11 protein-coding genes are annotated in these 17691 nt (G+C 56.1%); 4 read left to right on the forward strand and 7 right to left on the reverse strand.

What is annotated here, in order from left to right:
* The first annotated feature begins 22 nt into the window (after positions 1-22).
* Entirely contained in the window at positions 23-1060 is a 1038-nt protein-coding gene (locus tag OSO_RS0131525) for a Gfo/Idh/MocA family protein (protein ID WP_010586896.1), read from the forward strand.
* 140 nt (positions 1061-1200) lie between these two features.
* Positions 1201-3180, forward strand: a complete 1980-nt coding sequence (locus OSO_RS50450; RefSeq protein ID WP_010586897.1) for an SGNH/GDSL hydrolase family protein — start codon at positions 1201-1203, stop codon at positions 3178-3180.
* 10 nt (positions 3181-3190) lie between these two features.
* Here OSO_RS50450 and OSO_RS0131540 read toward each other — a convergent pair whose 3' ends face one another.
* The gene (locus OSO_RS0131540) at positions 3191-4408 is read right to left on the reverse strand and encodes a glycosyltransferase family 87 protein (protein WP_010586898.1); all 1218 of its coding nucleotides are present in this window, start codon (positions 4406-4408) and stop codon (positions 3191-3193) included.
* A 551-nt stretch (positions 4409-4959) separates the two neighbouring features.
* Here OSO_RS0131540 and OSO_RS45930 point away from each other — a divergent pair.
* On the forward strand, positions 4960-6354 hold the full coding sequence (locus OSO_RS45930) for a BamB-related PQQ repeat family beta-propellar protein (protein WP_010586899.1): 1395 nt from the start codon (positions 4960-4962) through the stop codon (positions 6352-6354).
* Positions 6355-6492: 138 nt separating this feature from the next.
* Complete coding sequence (locus OSO_RS0131550; protein WP_157605565.1) at positions 6493-7767, forward strand: Gfo/Idh/MocA family protein; 1275 nt, start codon at positions 6493-6495, stop codon at positions 7765-7767.
* An 11-nt stretch (positions 7768-7778) separates the two neighbouring features.
* On the opposite strand, the gene OSO_RS0131555 is transcribed toward OSO_RS0131550, so the two are convergent.
* The 6 genes from OSO_RS0131555 to nusA form a co-directional block, all read right to left on the reverse strand.
* On the reverse strand, positions 7779-8534 hold the full coding sequence (locus tag OSO_RS0131555; RefSeq protein WP_029247684.1) for a YebC/PmpR family DNA-binding transcriptional regulator: 756 nt from the start codon (positions 8532-8534) through the stop codon (positions 7779-7781).
* 112 nt (positions 8535-8646) lie between these two features.
* The gene (locus OSO_RS0131565) at positions 8647-10968 is read right to left on the reverse strand and encodes a tetratricopeptide repeat protein (RefSeq protein ID WP_010586902.1); all 2322 of its coding nucleotides are present in this window, start codon (positions 10966-10968) and stop codon (positions 8647-8649) included.
* A 178-nt stretch (positions 10969-11146) separates the two neighbouring features.
* Positions 11147-12040 (reverse strand): hypothetical protein, encoded by an 894-nt coding sequence (locus OSO_RS0131570; RefSeq protein WP_010586903.1) that lies wholly within the window; start codon positions 12038-12040, stop codon positions 11147-11149.
* A gap of 162 nt (positions 12041-12202) precedes the next feature.
* The gene (rbfA, locus tag OSO_RS0131580) at positions 12203-12661 is read right to left on the reverse strand and encodes a 30S ribosome-binding factor RbfA (protein ID WP_010586904.1); all 459 of its coding nucleotides are present in this window, start codon (positions 12659-12661) and stop codon (positions 12203-12205) included.
* A gap of 80 nt (positions 12662-12741) precedes the next feature.
* Positions 12742-15624 (reverse strand): translation initiation factor IF-2, encoded by a 2883-nt coding sequence (gene infB / locus OSO_RS0131585; protein ID WP_010586905.1) that lies wholly within the window; start codon positions 15622-15624, stop codon positions 12742-12744.
* Between the two features lie 425 nt (positions 15625-16049).
* Positions 16050-17426 carry a transcription termination factor NusA gene (nusA, locus tag OSO_RS0131590; protein WP_010586906.1) on the reverse strand — a complete coding sequence of 459 codons (1377 nt, stop codon included), beginning with the start codon at positions 17424-17426 and terminating at the stop codon, positions 16050-16052.
* Positions 17427-17691 lie beyond the last annotated feature (265 nt).

Consider the following 17691-nt stretch of genomic DNA (forward strand, 5'->3'; position numbering starts at 1 on the left):
TCAACCGCTCAGTGAGGTCCCGATGCCAGAATTCACCGTCGCCGTACTGACAAATCAAGGTGGAGCGCATTTAGACGGCTACTTCACGGGTCTTGCACAGACCGAACAAGCAACGCGAGTTGTGGTGGCTGACCCCAGTGGCGCGAGCGAATCGCTCGCCAAGAAACTGCTTGGCTCCAAACTGCATCGTTTCGAGCGTGACTTTCAAAAATGCCTGGCCGAACACAAACCGGGCCTGGCAGTCGTCACACTCGAAGCCGTCCAGGGCCCCCCTGCTATTCAAGCGGCACTCGACGCGAATTGTCATGTTCTGGCCGAGAAACCTGCGTGTGTCACCGCCGCCGATTTCGAACCGCTGGCGCAATTGGCCGAAATGAAACATCGCCACTTGATGCTCGCGATGGCCAATCGAACACGCAATAGCGTGCATGCCGCGAAACGTTTGATCCGAACCGGACAAATCGGACAGATCTATGGAAGCGAACTGCATCTGATCGCCGATCAGACCCGCCTGGTCAGCCCCGCCTATCACAAAACCTGGTTCGCGGATCGCGCCCGCGCGGGTGGTGGCCACCTTATTTGGCTGGGAATCCATTGGATCGACTTGATCATGTTTCTGACCGACTCGCAAATCATTGAAACGGCCGGATTCACCGGCATCGTCGGTGGACAACCGTTGAAAGCCGAGGATTCCGCTGCGATGGCACTTCGATTTGACAATGGAACATTCGGAACGATGACCAGTGGCTACTACCTGGACCGTGGAAAACAGATGAGCATCAGAATTTGGGGCTCAAAAGGCTGGCTGGAACTGTCATTCGACGAGGGCGAAGGGCTGAAGTGGTACAGCACGGCCGAACCATCGCCGTCCATCAAGAAGTACGATGGGGCCGCGGACGACGGAACGTACACACCCTTCATCCAGGCATGCGTCCGCGCCAGCATTGACGAAGCGGCCCCACCCCCGATCACTCCCACGCAGAGCTTGAACGTCCTGAAGACAATCTTCGCCTGCTATCGCGCGGCCGAGTCGGGACGATCACAATCGGTTTTCGCATGATGCAATTCAGGGTACCCTGATGAATCGTCGCGTGTGGTTTTGAAATCGCGACTGCTCAAAAGCGTCATACGGCGATTCCGCCATGCGAAACACCGACGTCGTACGCATTTTATTCTCGTTGGATCGAAGGAACATCGGACGTGATTCGAAATCGACAATGGCAACACGCTGTACGAATGCTGGTCGTCGCGACGATCAGCATGTCAGGCGCGATCCTGAACGCCGCAGATCAACCTACGGAACTCGGACCTGCTCAGGATATGACCTTCACCGCACAACGGGATGGAACTCCACAACAATACGTCATTCGCCTGCCACAGAACTTCGATGCCTCGATTCCACACGACCTCATGATCGCACTTCACGGTCATGGATCGGACCGATGGCAATTCGCCCAGGGCGCCATCGACGAGTGCCGTGCGGCGCGCGACCTCGCCGCAGCACACCAGATGATTTATGTCTCACCGGATTACCGTGCGAAAACGTCGTGGATGGGCCCCGCTGCGGAATCCGATCTGGTACAGATCATTGATGACCTGAACCAGCAATATCGGATTCGAAATCTGATTCTGTGCGGTGCCTCCATGGGAGGAACGTCAGCCCTCGCCTTCACCGCCATGCATCCCGAGTTGATCGATGGCGTGGTCTCGATGAACGGAACCGCCAACGTGCTCGAGTACACAGGCTTCTCCGAGGCCTTCATCTCGTCATACGGCGGGACGAAGACCGAAAAACCCGAGGAATACCGCAAACGTTCGGCTGAACTGTTTCCCGAACGATTCACCATGCCGATCGCGATCACCACCGGCGAGCGCGACACCGTAGTTCCCCCAGATAGTTGCAAACGACTCGCAGACGTCCTGAAGCAAAAGGGCGCCGAAATCCAATTGATCCACCGCCCCGAAGGAGGGCATAACACGCCCTACGCAGACGGAGTCGCCGCATTGCAATATGTCATTGATGCGGTTGGTAAGAAAGAATCGTCCGCCACGTCGCTGCTGCCGTTTCAATCACCGGCCGCAACGATCGTTTGCCTCGGTGACAGCGTTACCGGGGTCTACTATCACACCGGCGGCTGGCGAGCTTATCCAGAAATGCTGCAAATCGGTCTGAGGCAGTTATTTCCGAACTCAGAAACGACCGTCATCAATGCGGGGATCAGCGGGAATACAACTCAAGACGGACTCGCCCGTTTGGACAGTGATGTCCTCGCAAAGAATCCGCAACTTGTGACAATCAGTTTTGGATTGAACGACATGGTCCGCGTCTTGCCCGATGCGTTCCGCAGCAATCTGGAACTGCTGGTCAATCGTTGCCGCGCGCACGGCAGTCAAGTTGTCCTTTGCACTCCCAACGCGGTGATTGACACGTCAGGCCGCCCGATCGACAAGCTCATCACGTATTGCGACATCATCCGCAGCGTCGGCCGTGATCTGAAAGCTCCTGTCTGTGACCAGTACCAGGCGGGCACTCGATTGAAAACACGAGCCCCCTGGACATGGCGACTGACACTCAGTGACGAGATTCACCCCAACATGGATGGGCATAAGCGCATGGCGGAAGAACTGATCCAGACCATCGCCTCGAAACGCGTCTCTCTCGACGCCGTATCTCCTCCGCGACCGACTTTACCACGCACCACAGCACGACTACAGCAGAAGCAACCGATTCGTGTCCTCGCCATGCCCCCCTACGATGGGCTGGTGGCCCACGCACTGAAACAGATTGACGAGACTGCAACGGTCGAAGTGACGACTTGGACAACAGAGGGAAAAACGCTCGCGACGCTTGAACAAGAAGCAAAGACGAACGTACGCGCTCAAAAGCCGGATCTCGTCATCCTGGCTGTCCCTCGAAGCGCGAGGGCCGAGACCAACGAACAGTTCGTACACAGCTTTTCATGGATTATGAATTGGTCGCTGAGCTTCGGGCATCAGGAATGGGATTGCGTGATTGTTCATCCGTTAGTGGCCTCCGCGGAAACAACCGGAACTCAAGACGACTTGATTCGCCGATTGGTGAAGGCCCAGCATCTGGAACTGATTGATCGTACGACGGATGAAAAGACCACTACGGCCGAACTCTTCTCATCATGGCTGAGACAACATGTTCGCGACTGATGCGGTCACATCAGGCAGCCATCGAACCCCGAGTCGCGTCGGACGTCGACTGCGGCAGCTTGACCGGTTCGAATTCCGTCGCAGCTTGCTGAATATCTTGCTGCAACCGGACGATTAAATATCCCGTGACGAAAACGCAGACTAGCGGCGAGATCCAAATCGCATTGGGACGTGGTGTCATCAGGATCGCCAGTTCGTAATTTAAGACGCTCAAAGTCACAGCGGTAATCATGGCGTTCGCCGCCCAGCGATTCTTCAATTGATAAGCGGCTTCGGCCATGAGGATGCCGTAAACAGGTCCGACCATCGCATACGTGTTGCCTTCGGTCCGCGAGTTGAACAGCATCAGGTAGCATGCAGTCAATGAGAACAGATAGTACGCCGACCTCTGTGGCGATAGGTGTCGCGACGCGCGCCAGCACAAGCACAACGTCGTCACAGCCGCAGCGACGCGAATCCCTGAACGAACGGGACTCGGAATCGGAATTCCCGCCACATTCAACATTCCGAATAGTTGAGCCCAATTCTCCGACTCACCGACGTTGAATGTGATCTTCAGACTGCGATAGCAATCCCGGTACTGTGCCATCACATAGTCTGGATACTGCGTGGCAAAGGGAGCCAGCGCCACCAACAGCAGCCCCAACGCCAGTCTCCACGAGACCTGCGGATATACGACTGCGGCCAGCAAAATCATCACGATGGCCAATGGCTTAAACGCAAATGCCAGTGACAGCAAAAGCGTTGCCCGCCACCAGCGCGCTTCGCTGAGATCTGCTGCGGCCAGAATCATCAGAGCGGTGATCATGAGCGTCGACTGCCCATTCCGGGCACATCCCCAGGCCAGCACGGCGGACGAGATCGAAACGGCACAAAACCAACGACCATCACCGCCAAGCAGCCGCGTCAAACGAGCCGCGCTCAGCGCCATCAACCCAATGATCGTCCAGCGCCAGAGCAATTCCGAAATGTCGTGCGGCACAATGGCCCACGGCGCAAAGACGAGCGCCGCTTGTGGTAAATACAGAAACCCATGTCCCTGCAGGTTATAAAGCGGCCGTCCTTCAAACCAGTTCACCACTGCCGAACAGTAGGCTGGCGTTACGGATCGCTCCTGCTCCATGAGGATCGAGTAGATTACGGCAAACGTAATCGCAGCTGTGAGCAGCAGCCATGTTAACCATCCCGCTTGGCGATGGATGACGGAAGATTCTGTTTCATCGGACATCGTGTCCCCCTTTTCGCTCCAGGCACATTCCACCCGGTTGGCCCGTAACGCGTCGACAGAGTACGTTTCACCTCCTAAAGGGTCAATCGCATTCGAAAGTTCCTGACTGTTTTCGCCGACATGCCTGACCGCACGTCCATTACACCTGCATCATCTTGATTATGCTTCCACATTGGCCACAAGACGCCCAGCACAACGATCGAGGCTGGGCCGCCTGTCGCGCTGGATGCAAAAGACGATCAGCCCTCGATCGCCTATCAAAGCAACGGGGACGTGCCTCCATCCGACTTTCAAAGACGCCATTGAGACCGTGAATTCCAAGGTGTCCACCTCTCTGATTTTGGGAGGTCGCCAAGAGATGCGGCATCCAGGCAAAACTCCACAAAGTCACCTCGCACAACTGCTGTTGACGCGATCAGCGGTTTCCGATGGAATCCTTGACCCAGGCAAGGGTTCGTGTTCGCTGGAGGCGACCGAGAATCCGTTGGAGGTGAATCGATTGCGCGATTCTGATTCGAGAATCGAGTCACGACCGACAGATCGAGTGGAGCATGGACGTGAAACGACAAATCTGGATCAAATCATTCTTGTTTGTGCTCCCAGTGCTCGCGTTAGGCCTGTTCATTCTTCTACGAAATACAGGCGTTCGCGAGATTCACACTCCAATCGATACGCCTTCCGTTGCCGTCAAAGATGCCCAACCCGCGGCCGATGACTGGCCCTGGTGGCGCGGACACAATGGACGCAATAGCGCCGCAGCAATGGCAGATTTGCCGATTCAATGGTCCTCTAGCGAAAATATCGCTTGGAAGACCTCGGTCCCAGGTCGCGGCCACTCGTCACCTTGCTTGTGGGGTGAGCGGCTGTTTCTGACCACAGCCGACGACGAAAAGCAAACCGTGTCATTGCTTTGCTTTGATCGCGAGTCTGGCCGTTCGCTCTGGCAGACCCAGCTTCATCGCGGTGGCTTCATGGAATCCCACCAGAAGAATTCACAGGCCTCGTCGACGCCTGCCTGCGACGGTCGGTCGATCTTCGTCACCTGCGCGGTTCATGGTTCACTCTGGGTCACCGCAGTCGACTTCAATGGTCAAATCGTCTGGAGTCGCGAAGCCGGGCCTTACTCGTCGGAATGGGGTTATGGTTCGTCTCCCACCATTCATCAGTCCCTGGTCATCGTCGCGGCTGACAATCGCGGCAAGGCGATTGATCGATTGATGGGAACCAGTTGGCTGGCCGCGATGCACCGCCTGACCGGCGAAGTGGTCTGGCGCGTCAAACGGGCGGAAGGAGACAGCTTCGGCTCACCTGTCGTCGCTCATGTCGCCGGTTGCGATCAACTGCTCTTGGCCGGTAAAGACTGCGTGCATTCGTATGATCCATCGTCGGGCGACGTCCGCTGGAAATGCCGTTGGGGCATCAAACGGACGGCGAACGCCATCGCGTTTGATGACAAGTTCGTCTACGCCTCGGCTCGACACCCGCAGGCGGAAACGATTTGTATTCGCGCTGACGGTCAGGGCGATGTCACGGAAACGCATCTGGTCTGGCGTGATCAAAAGGCGACCTGCGACGTTCCATCGCCTTGCGTGCACGAAGGACTTTTTTACTCGCTCAGCGACGATGGTGTCTTAACCTGCCTGGCGACCGAAACGGGCAAGCTGCAATGGAAAAAACGACTTGGCGGCACCGTCTCGTCCTCGCCACTGATCGCGGGCCAGCACCTGTATTGTGCCAATGAAGACGGGCAAATCTTCGTCGTCAAATTGGGAACTCGTGGCGACATCGTCGCCGAGAATTCCTTCGGCGAGGGACTGATGGCCTCGCCCATCGTCAGTCGTGATCGCCTTTATTTTCGCACATTGACGGGTTTGTACTGCCTGAAGGAGACGCAACGAATGATTCCCGTCGCGGACAAACCACAGCCAACGGACCAACGATTCTAGTGGAGCTTGAGGACCGAACGAACACCTCGTTGAACTCGCCGTGAGCCAGCCAACGAGCCTGCGGCCATGCTCACGAACCGATCAGGACCGAGTGGCGGTGCCACTAACGACTCAAATGCGTCAAGAAGGACCGATATTGTGGCTCGATTCACTCGCCGCCGAATGTTGTTTCTCACCGGAGGCCTGGTGGCCGGATCCGGACTGGGTTGGACCCTTCACCGCCAGCGGCAACAGACGATCCGGGTCGGCTTGATCGGCTGTGGAATGCGCGGAATGCAGCTCGCCGATCTGATTCATTCAACGGGTTGGCATGACATCCGAGGTCAGATTGTCGCCGCGTGCGATGTCGACCAGACGCGAGCAGAGAAGGCCTGCGCGAAATTCGGTGTCCCGGCGGCAGCCACGCAAGACTATCGACAACTGATCAGCCGTGACGATCTCGATGCCGTTTTCATTGCGACGCCCGATCATTGGCATGCCAAATGTTCCCTGGATGCAATGGCCGCGGGAAAGCATGTCTATTGCGAAAAACCGATGACACTGACGATTGCCGAGGGCCACGAGCTGCAAGCCGCCGTGCGGACCACAGGCAAGACCTTTCAAGTTGGAACGCAACAACGAAGCTGCCGACAATTTCAACAGGCGTGTGAACTGGTCCGCAACGGCCGACTGGGAAAACTCCAACGGATCGATATTTCCGTGCCCGTGAACCCCACCGGCGGACCATTCGCGGCGCAGCCCGTACCCAAGTCACTCGACTGGCAACGATGGCTCGGCCCTGCTCCCGAAGCCGAATACTGCTATGAACGGTACGGCGGCTTTCGTTTCATTTACGACTACGGCGGCGGGACCATGACCGATTGGGGCGCCCACAACGTGGACATTGCCCACTGGGCCATGGGATTCGACGGTTCCGGCCCGATTGAAGTGAGCGGCAATGCAAAGCTTCCAGAAGTCGAGAACGGCTACAACACACCGCCGAGCTTCGACGTCGAGATGAAATATGCGGACGATCTGTTGATCCGCGTCCGCACCAATCCCGATGACAGTGGAATTCTTTTCCAGGGCGACGCGGGCCGAATTTACGTCAATCGAAAACGATTGACAGGCGTCCCGGCCGAAGAACTTTCCCACAATCCGCTGCCGCCCGATGCCATGTGCTTTGGTCATCGCCGCACATCAATCTTTACCAACTACAACGTCTCGCACATTCTGCATTTCTTCGACTGCATCAGGACAGGGCAAACGCCCATTTCCGATGTCGACAGCCAGCATCGCTCGGCCAGTGCGTGCCATGTCGCCAATATCGCCATGCGGCTGGGACGTACGGTGAAATGGGATCCGTCGACAGAATCGTTCCCGAACGATCCCGAGGCTTCAGCCATGATCGCACGACATCAACGATCCGTGTGACACAGTGACCGTCAGGCACTCGCTTCCAGTTCGGCCATCACCGAATCGGGAATATTGAAGTTTGCGGTGACACTCTGAACGTCGTCGTGGTCTTCCAGGATTTCCATCAGCTTCAAGACCGACCGTGCAGCGTCCGCGTCCAGATCAACGGTGTTCGAGGCAACCCGCATCACTTCGGCTGAATCCATTGGGATCTTAGCCGCGTCGATCGCGCCCATCACCTCTTGGAATGCATCGGGCGTACAACTGACCTCAAACGATTCACCGAGTTGCTGAACGTCGCTGGCACCCGCTTCGAGCGCGATTTCGAACAGCTTTTCTTCCGCCACGGATTTTGCGGGGATCTGGATAATTCCCTTCCGCTCGAACATCCAAGCGACGCAGCCGGTACTGCCGAGGTTCCCGCCATTGACTTCGAAGATCTTCCGGATTTCGCCAGCCGTGCGATTACGATTTTCCGTCAAGATCTCACAGAGCACGGCGACACCGTTCGGCCCGTAACCTTCGTAGAGAACTTCGTCGTAAGTTTCCGTTTCGAGTTCGCCCGTTCCCTTTTTCACCGCGCGCTCGATGGTGTCGTTGGGCATCGACGCCTTTTTGGCTCGATCAATGGCATAACGCAGTGCCAGATTCGCAGCGGGATCACCCCCGCCACGACGAGCGGCCACGATGATATATCGCGCAAGCTTGCCGAACAGCTTGCCTCGCTTCTTATCAACGAGACCTTTTTTGAACGCGATGTTGGCCCAGTGGGAATGTCCTGCCATGTTCTTTGAATCAAAATTGAGGATGAGCGTCGAATCGGTCAAATCACACCAGAATCGAATCCCGTGCTGCCTGCGATCAGTCAAGCACAATGATCTGGAATGATCCTATTTGTCAGGGCGCATCTTTGTCAGCCGGTTTCGGCTGAATGCCACCATGTTGTTTCAGCTTATCTTTGATCTTATCGATCAACTGGACATCCGAAGTTCCTTCTTCTTCGAGATGTTTCAGCGCTGTTGTCCAGGCGCTGATCGCTTCGTCCACGTGCATCGCTTTCAGCTTGACGTCGCCCAGATGATCCCAGATCGTGCCATCGCCGCCCATGCTTTTTTGCGTGGCTTGCTCCAGCGGAGGAATCGCTTCCTCGACTCGGTTCAGTTTGAAGAGGACCCAACCGAGACTGTCGAGATAAGCACCATTGTCTGGCTCCACTGCCAGTGCCTTGCGAATCATCGATTCCGCGCGGTCCAGGTTCTTGCCTTGGTCCGCCCACAAATATCCCAGGTCATTATTGACTTGGGAATTGTCGGGGTTGTCCTCCAAGACCTTCTCGAGAATCTCTTCGCCCGTCTTCACATCGCCTTTTTGGACATAGACATTGGAAAGGCTGAATTGCGTCACCAGGATCATCCGTTTTTCGTCTGGGAAATCCCTGATTAACTGCTCAAACTTCTGAATCGCGTCGTCCCAGCGTTTCGCATGGCCATAGATCCAGGCCTCGTAGAAACGGTACTGAGCCTCATCGTCGTCGAGTTTGATCGCTTTCGAAATGGCCGCAAGCGCTTCGTCGGTGCGGTTGTCATAGGCGAGCGCCTGGGCCATCGACGAGTAAGTCATGGCCTGTCCGCGGTCATTCAACTGCCCGCTATTCAGAATTTCGCCAAAGGCCTCAACCGCTTGCGGATACTTCCTGAGCTTTAGGAACATCTCGGCCATTTCCAACTGAATCAGAACCGTCGGACGTCCCTCTCGATTCAGCGCAATCGCCATACGGTAGAACTCACCCGACGATTCCGCTTCTTTCATAACCGCGGCAAACTTGGCCAGAAGAAGCGCCTCTTCGAATTTCAGTTCGTCCGATTTTGCGCGCTTTCGTCCCGATTCAACCAGGGCCTCCATCAGCGCCTTGTCTTGAGAAATCGCCTTCACTTCAGGCTCAAGCATCGCGATCGCGTCTTCACCACGGGCGAAGCCGCGTCCCAGCGCATCGAGCAATTCATCAGACTTCTGCATCTTGCGAAGAACACGAGCCAACCCCGCGTATCCTGACGCATCACCACCTTTACGGAGCATCGAATCGTAGAGATTTCGCGCCCGCTCCAATTCGTTGACATCCGTCAGCCGATCGGCCAGGAAATACTGCAGGTCGACATTCTGAGCGTCATTCTCGGCAATGGCTTCCAGACGGCGGATCAGTTCGTCAGAGCGGTTCTGCTTTGCAAGTATCTCGGCAAGCAACTGATAGGGAAGTCGCCCCTTGGATCGCTTTTGTGCGTCGAAGTATTTGTCGAGTTCAACCAGAGCTTCGTCGTACTTCTCTGACAGGAACAGCACGCGCGCCCGGTTATAGCTCAGATTGCCGACACCCAGACGTGGCGACGCTTTTGCCGCTCGCTCAAATGCATCCAACGCCGACTCAAGACGCTTCGCCTCTAAAAGAACCTGTCCGATCTGCTCGTAGCCCGTCAGCGGATCTGACAACAAGACCTTTTGCGCGCGCTGATCCAGGCCGTATTTATCGGGATTCTTTACGACATCGAAAAGAATTTCATAGGCGTCTGCCGCTTGCTCTGTCTGTCCCGTACGAGCGTAAAGCACACCAAGACTTTTCTGCAGCAAGACGTACTGCGGCGAATGCTTGTCCATTCGCGGAGAATTGACCGCCTGCTCCAAATGCTTGATCGCATCAGGCAACTGTCCAGACTCGGCCGCGTTACTCGCCAGCAGTTGCTGGATTTTCCAATCATCGGGGTCAAGCTGTGCGACTTTCTCTCCGTACCGCACCGCCGCTTCGAGATTTTTGAATTCGATTTCGAGAGGAATCAAATACCGGTACAGATCGATGGTATCCGGTTCCAGTTTCACCGCTTTACGGAACGCCTTAAGAGCTTTCTGACGCTCTTGTTTGACGCGCCCATCAGGAGCCGCGCCTGCTTCGGACGCTTCACGGGGAAACCGGTTGTCGAACATCCGCCCCGTCATGAACCAACCGAGTGCGTCCATCCGCTGTTCGGTGGCCGCAGATCGAGGCTTAACCGGATTCAGTGGCAGTGCCACGTCGTCCGCGTCCTGAAGCGAGTAACCACGAGACAATGATGTCCCTGGAGTTGCCGCCTCCGCCGGGGCCGCAGCCGCCTCTTGTGCGGCGGCTCGATCAACCAATGCGACGAGACACAGAACCGCTAACAGAATCCGCTGCTGAGGTGCGGGACGCATTGTTCGATCTCCTTCAATGCCGCGTATGACAACCTGTGAGGTTGTCTCATACTCTGAAATTCCGTTTCCGAGGGCTCTGTGTCAACCCCATCCCTTTCGAAGATCGAAATCGAAGGAGGATGCCGAGTCTGAATACGTCAATCCGCTGACAATTCCGCGAGAATCAGCGAGCCTTCATTCAGCGACTTTTCTTCGTGACTTTCTTCACGACCGTCGTCTTTTTATCGACAGGCGTTGAAGCCGCCGATTCTTTGACGCGTCGTTTTTCGGGAGGAGTCGCCGTGGCGGCAGGTGCCGGCGCATCTTTCTTCGGCGGAACCTTCTTAGGAGCGGCGGCCTTCGTGATCTTTTCAGGTCCGTGCTTGATCAATTCGGCCAGACGGTCCATGGCCGTGTCGGTATCGTGCCCACCTTCCGGTGCGGGATACTTTGACAGGTCGAATGCGGCCTGCAATTTCTGGTCAGACGCCAGACAGCGAAGCGTGTAGACGAACCCTTCCACTTCCGCCTTGCGAACCGCCCCCTTCATCGTCTCGCCGATTTGCTCTTGCGTCTGATTGGGAACAGCCAGACCGAGCCAGACGAGCAGACGAGCCGTCGCCTGATCGATGGGGATCATATGGGCGCCCGTCACTTCATGCAGAGTGAAATCGCGGACGAACGGCGACAGATCCTTGATCTTCGCCAATTGCTTGGTCGCAAGATCGAGCGTCTTCTTGCGCAGACTTTCGAATTCGAACGCATAGGATTTGTCGAAAACGAACTTCAGCACCGAGATCACCCGAAATGCGCGCCATTCCGCGGCGGGTTGTCCGGCAAACGCCCGCTCAATCTCGCCGACCGTACTAACGCGAACTTCGTTCAAGTCCGGAAATTCGGTGAACAAATTCTTGAACGAAACATCTGCGGCTTCGACCGTCGAATCTTCGAGGCAGATCGCGTACAGCATCGTTTCCAGTACCGGCTTTCCCCCTTTGGGGACCAAGACCTTGTAATGCTTCTTGATGATTGGAAACAGCTTCTTGAGAAGCGCTGCCCGATCGGACGCCTTGGCACGGGACGCTGCAACCATGGGCTTGTCTCAACTCCGTTCTAAATTGCATTCAACTCGATGACCGCACGATGGCTCTTCTGATCACATCATGCAGGGGTATTACCGACAGCGAATGCAAACAACCTTCAAAGGAACAATCACGGTCGAATCAGGCACGAAACCTCGATTCACGACGGTCAGTTAGGGTGTCTTCGCTTTTCTCGCCTGGCTCTCGTCATCGACGATGTCCGCATCGTCTTCGATCGCCTCGTCATCCTCGTCCAGAGGATCGTCATCCTGGTGACTGCCGGACGACTCGTCGGGCATCACAGCGCGCAAGGCCTGCGATGTCTCGGCGGTATTTTTCAGCCCGGGGTCCAGGACGAATTTCAGCACAGGTGTATTCTTCGTCTGCAACCGATCCGCGACTTTGGCCTGAATGAATCCGCGGGCTGACTCCAAACCGTGCATGGTCAGCGACTGAGCTTTTGCGTCACCCATCACTGAGACATACACCTTGGCCGACCGCAAATCGCCGCTGACCTCGGCTCGAAGCACCGTAACATTCTTGACGCGCGGATCACGCAGACCGACCAGGATCGTCATGCTGACCGACTCGCGAATGGCTTCGGCGGCTTTAGCGACGCGACGTGTATTCATGAAACCTCGGATTCATTCGGCCCATCGGGACCAATTCTTCGAAAGCACACCTTCCGACGGACCACGGATCTACAACACGACTACAAAGTTCGTTTGACTTCCTCGATCTTAAACGCCTCGAGCAAATCACCTTCCTTGATATCGTTGAAATTCTCCAATCGAATCCCGCACTCCATCCCTTCGCGAACTTCACGTGCATCATCTTTTTCACGCTTCAGCGATGCGATGCTGTAGGTGTTGATGATCTTCTGATCGCGAATCAGATGAATCCGACTTGAACGTTCGATGTTTCCATTCAACACGCGGCAACCGGCAATCGTACCGAATCGCGTAATGCTGAATGTTCGCAACACGATCGCCCGCCCCGTGGCCACTTCTTTCTGCTCGGGACGAAGCATCCCTTCCAGAATACGTCGAATCTCGTCCATCACCTCGTAGATGATGTTATATCGACGGATTTCGACGCCTTCCTGCTGAGCCAGAAGCTGTGCTCGATCGTCCGCGATCACATGGAACGCGAAGATGACCGCATTCGAAGCCGACGCCAGATAGACATCGCTCTCGTTCACACCACCAACACCTTCATGCAGCACCTTGACACGCACTTCGTCATGCTCAAATTTGCTGAGCTCGCTTCGCAATGCTTCGAGCGAACCAGGCGAATCCGCTTTGACGATGACAGCCAGATCTTGAACCTGACCTTCGGCCGCCGCGTTGAGGATATCTTCGAGCGTCCGCTTCCCACCCATGTTGGCCAGGACCGACGCACGACCTTTTTGACGTCGCGTTTCTGCCGCATCTCGCGCCGCATCGACATCCGACAGAACCAGGAACTGCTCCCCGGCACCTGGAACGATGTCGAGTCCCGCGACCTTAATCGGCGTCGAAGGCAACGCCTCCTGAAGTTCTTCGTCGCGTTCGTTGTACATCGCACGGATACGACCATAGGCCGTACCGCACAGGATGACATCGCCCAGTCGCAACGTACCTCGTTGAACGATCAGCCACGCAAGCGGGCCTCGCCCTTCGTCACGGAACGCTTCCAGACAAACGCCCGATGCCGGACGATTGGGATTTGCGGTGAACTCGTGCAACTCGGCGGTCAATAGCAACGTGTCCAGCAGCTCGCTCAGCCCCTGTCCCGTCAGCCCCGAAGTTCGAACGACTTCAACGTCGCCGCCCCACTCGGATGCCAGAACATTCTGAGCGGACAGTTCCGTCAGCACGCGTTGTTCATTGCGTTCGGGCAAATCGATCTTATTCATCGCCACAACCATCGGCACGCCGGCCGCACGGGTGTGCGAGATACATTCCACCGTTTGTGGCATCACGCCGTCGTTGGCCGCGACCACCAGCACCACGATGTCCGTGACATGGGCACCACGCGCACGCATTTCACCGAACGCCGCATGACCAGGCGTATCCACAAATGTCAACTTATGACCATTGTGTTCGATTTGGTACGCCGCGATATGTTGAGTAATCCCACCGTACTCGGACGCGGCAACGTTGGCCGAACGGAGTTTATCAACAAGAGTCGTCTTACCATGGTCGACGTGCCCGAGGATCGTGATGATCGGCGGACGCGGCAGCAGGTCTTCAGGACGATCTTCGCCCGAAACAACTTCTGTCACTTCATCCTCAATGGTTTTCTCGCGACGAATCTGCAGATCGACGCCCAAGTCCAGACAGATCTCGATGGCGACATCTTCTTCCAGCGCGGAATTGATCGTCACCATATCGCCACGCTGCCACAGAATCTGCATGATCGCCTTGGCAGGACGCCCGATCCCTTCAGACAATGATCGGACCGTCAGCGGAAGTTCCAGCTCTGCCGTAGACTTCAACGGCACCGGCCCCGAACGACGATGTGGTTTTGGCCGAACGCGCGATCCGCGTCCACCACGATCTTCCTCTTCGTCAATGTCTTTCAACGTCACCTTGCGACGTTGGTTCCGTGCTTCTTGAAGTGACGCACCACCAACGTGCTTCTTGACTTTTGAATCGTCTGTTTCTTCATCGCCCGGCTTCTTCTTCGAAGTCGTTTCCGGACGCTTCCGAAGAATCTGACCAAGTGGCGCTTCTTTGGATGGCGTTTCGGCATTGAATCGTTGCACCGGCCGCTGAGGAGTCGCATCTTCCGGCTTCGGCGTTTTCACCACGGGTGGTGCTTTGAAACGCGGAATCTCGGCGATCAACGGACCGGAAGGCTTCGCCTTCTTAATTGGCGCACCCGCTTTGGCTCCACCCATATCGGCAGTGCCGCGCGACACCATTGTCCGCATGGATCGCTGTGGCAATGACGGCGGCGCGAAATCGCCTCGCGGCGATGCCGAAGGCGGCGGCGCAAGAATCCCGCGATCGTCTTCAGACGCCTTCGGCGCAGACGGTGCTCGAGAAACAGGTGCCATTGGGGCAGCAGGAACGGGAGCCGCAACTGGCTTTTCGACTGGCTCCACAACGGCAACCGGCGGAGGCGGAGCAACGTCCACCACTTCCGCAACCTCTTCCGCCACAACCTCTTCGAGCGGAGGCGTCACCGTCTCTGCCACAACCACTTCCGGTGGTTCGGCCGGAACGGCAATTTCCTCATGCTCAACCGGGGCTGGCGCCTCCTCTTTGGGAGGCTCGCTCTCACTGATCCGCGAGCGCGGAACCATGAGTGGCGGCTTTGCGCCCATCACACGAATCGGACGAGGTTTCAACGCCAGATCGGCAGCAGGTTCGCGAGAGGCCATAACAGGTGAAGCTTTCGCCGGTGCAGCAGCAGCAACCGCAGTCGAGGCTGGCGCGCTACCGGCGGTCGCCGATCGCATCACACCCAAGACACGGTCTTTCTCTTCTGGCGAAATGCTCGCCAATGCGGAATTCTTGATCGTGATTCCGGCTTTCGCACAGTAATCGATCAATAACTTGCTATCGATATCAAGCTCTTTGGCAAGAGCGAAGATTCGTATTTTCAAACGCCAGTCCTTCGTAGGGAAAAGCCCCTCCGGAATCCGGAGTGTCGGCGACAACCAAAGGGTGCCGCTCAAACACTACCAGCCCGGCACCGCTACCCGAAATGAATTTTTCTCAAACGCCATCGGAACCGAGTCGTTCTCACAAACAAAACGCTCATTGACCGAGCGTTTGCGAGATTCTGCGACTCTGGTTCGCGAGTACTTCGCTCAAACTTTGTGATGACGACGTTGAACTTCGGGCTGCCAACCCAATGTGGCCGTATTTTACGGGCTTGACTACATCCCTAAAAGAGGCTTACCGCGTTCCTGAACGCGACACACTATCATACGTGCCGCCATTTCCGAAATCACGAACCAAACGACTACCAAAATAAATTATCACCTACGGGTCACAAAAACCCAGTTTTTTAATTTCACGGCCCCAATCACGCCCCGTCGCCCCCTGGAGATGGCTCCTCGGCTGGTGCAGCATCTTCCGACACCGCCCCGCCAGCTTCCGCCTCTGCAACGGGCTCGACGTTCTCCACCGGAGTGGGTTCAACCTTTTCCACTGGAGACTTCTCTTGAACGGGAGTCCGATTCCGCTCGTTACCCCCCGACGAACCTTGTGACTTCTCTTGGGCGCGGCGTTGACGCTCTTCCCGCTCGAGCCGCTCACTTTCCTGCTCGGCATGAGCCACGATCTCGTCGCACTGCTCTTCCGTCAGGCCACCCATCTCCGCCAACTGATCAGGCTCAATGACCGACAAGTCGTCGAAGCTCAAAAACCCTTGAGCAACAAGACTTTCGGCCAAATCACTCGTGACACCCGGCGTTTCAGAGAACGCCTGCACCGCACGCTCGAGCTGCTCATCCAGCTCCTCACGCGTCATCACCTCAATATCCCAACCCACCAGCTTCGAAGCAAGACGGACGTTTTGTCCTCGCTTGCCGATTGCCAGCGACAACTGATCATCTCGCACCAACACGATCACGCGCCCGAGCATCGGACACAGGATCACATCTTCGACTTCGGCTGGCTGCAATGCATTCGGCACAAGCACCTGAAGCGAATCGTTCCAGCGAACGATGTCAATCTTCTCATCACCCAACTCACCGGTGATGTTTTTAATACGTGCCCCACGAACACCAACACATGCACCAACGGCGTCAATGTTATTGTCGATACAACTGACAGCCACCTTCGAGCGATAGCCGGCTTCGCGAGCGAGTGACCGAACTTCGATGATTCGCTCGGAGACTTCTGGAATTTCCAGCTCAAACAGCCGTCGCACAAACTCGACATGAATTCGCGACAGAATAATCTTCACGCGACTTCCGGACTTACGCACTTCCAGAACAATTGCACGAACCCGATCACCGACGCGGAACATCTCGCCTGGAATCTGTTCACCACGTGGCAGCAAACCTTCAACCTTGCCGAGGTTGACGATCGATGAACCGCCTTCCAGCTTGGAAACCGTTCCCGTCACAATCTGATTTCGCTGCTCAACATATTCGTCGAACAGTGCATCGCGTTCTGCTTCGCGAATCTTCTGAATCATCACCTGCTTGGCGGTCTGAGCGGAGATACGCCCCAACAACTCGCCCAAAGCATCGGCATCGACATCTTGACCGTTCGTTTTGACCGTGGGGTGCCCCCCGATCCGATCGACATGCACTTCGATGGTTTCTTCTTCGCCGTAGTGCTTGCGCGCGGCCGACAAAATGGCCTGCTCGATCCCTTCGAACACAATCTCCTTGTCAATACTCTTATCTCGATGAATCGCATCAACGATTCTCAAGAGTTCGGGACCGTTCATCGTATGACCTCTACTGCCGAGCGGCAAAGACCGCGATATTTATCGTCGACCAGAGTTTCCGTCCGTGGAAACAAAAAAAGCGGGCACAAGTCCCACTTCGTTCGCGGCCAAACTCCAGGGAGCCGACCATGACACCTGCCAAACAACCAGAAACTGGCTGCCACTCGCGGTGCCGACCAGAAACCTGTCAATATTCAGGCTACATGGACAATGCTCCCGCTCATAAGCTGAGACTCACTAACGCACTTCATGGATGCTCATCCAA

The sequence above is a fragment of the Schlesneria paludicola DSM 18645 genome (assembly GCF_000255655.1).
GTDB lineage: Bacteria > Planctomycetota > Planctomycetia > Planctomycetales > Planctomycetaceae > Schlesneria > Schlesneria paludicola.

What these genes read in the sequence shown, in the direction of transcription:
- OSO_RS0131525 (WP_010586896.1), top strand. Translation starts at nt 23, where the DNA reads ATGCCAGAATTCACCGTCGCCGTACTGACAAATCAAGGTGGAGCGCAT.
- OSO_RS0131540 (WP_010586898.1), bottom strand. Translation starts at nt 4,408, where the DNA reads ATGTCCGATGAAACAGAATCTTCCGTCATCCATCGCCAAGCGGGATGG.
- OSO_RS45930 (WP_010586899.1), top strand. Translation starts at nt 4,960, where the DNA reads ATGGACGTGAAACGACAAATCTGGATCAAATCATTCTTGTTTGTGCTC.
- OSO_RS0131555 (WP_029247684.1), bottom strand. Translation starts at nt 8,534, where the DNA reads ATGGCAGGACATTCCCACTGGGCCAACATCGCGTTCAAAAAAGGTCTC.
- OSO_RS0131565 (WP_010586902.1), bottom strand. Translation starts at nt 10,968, where the DNA reads ATGCGTCCCGCACCTCAGCAGCGGATTCTGTTAGCGGTTCTGTGTCTC.
- OSO_RS0131570 (WP_010586903.1), bottom strand. Translation starts at nt 12,040, where the DNA reads ATGGTTGCAGCGTCCCGTGCCAAGGCGTCCGATCGGGCAGCGCTTCTC.
- rbfA (WP_010586904.1), bottom strand. Translation starts at nt 12,661, where the DNA reads ATGAATACACGTCGCGTCGCTAAAGCCGCCGAAGCCATTCGCGAGTCG.
- nusA (WP_010586906.1), bottom strand. Translation starts at nt 17,426, where the DNA reads ATGAACGGTCCCGAACTCTTGAGAATCGTTGATGCGATTCATCGAGAT.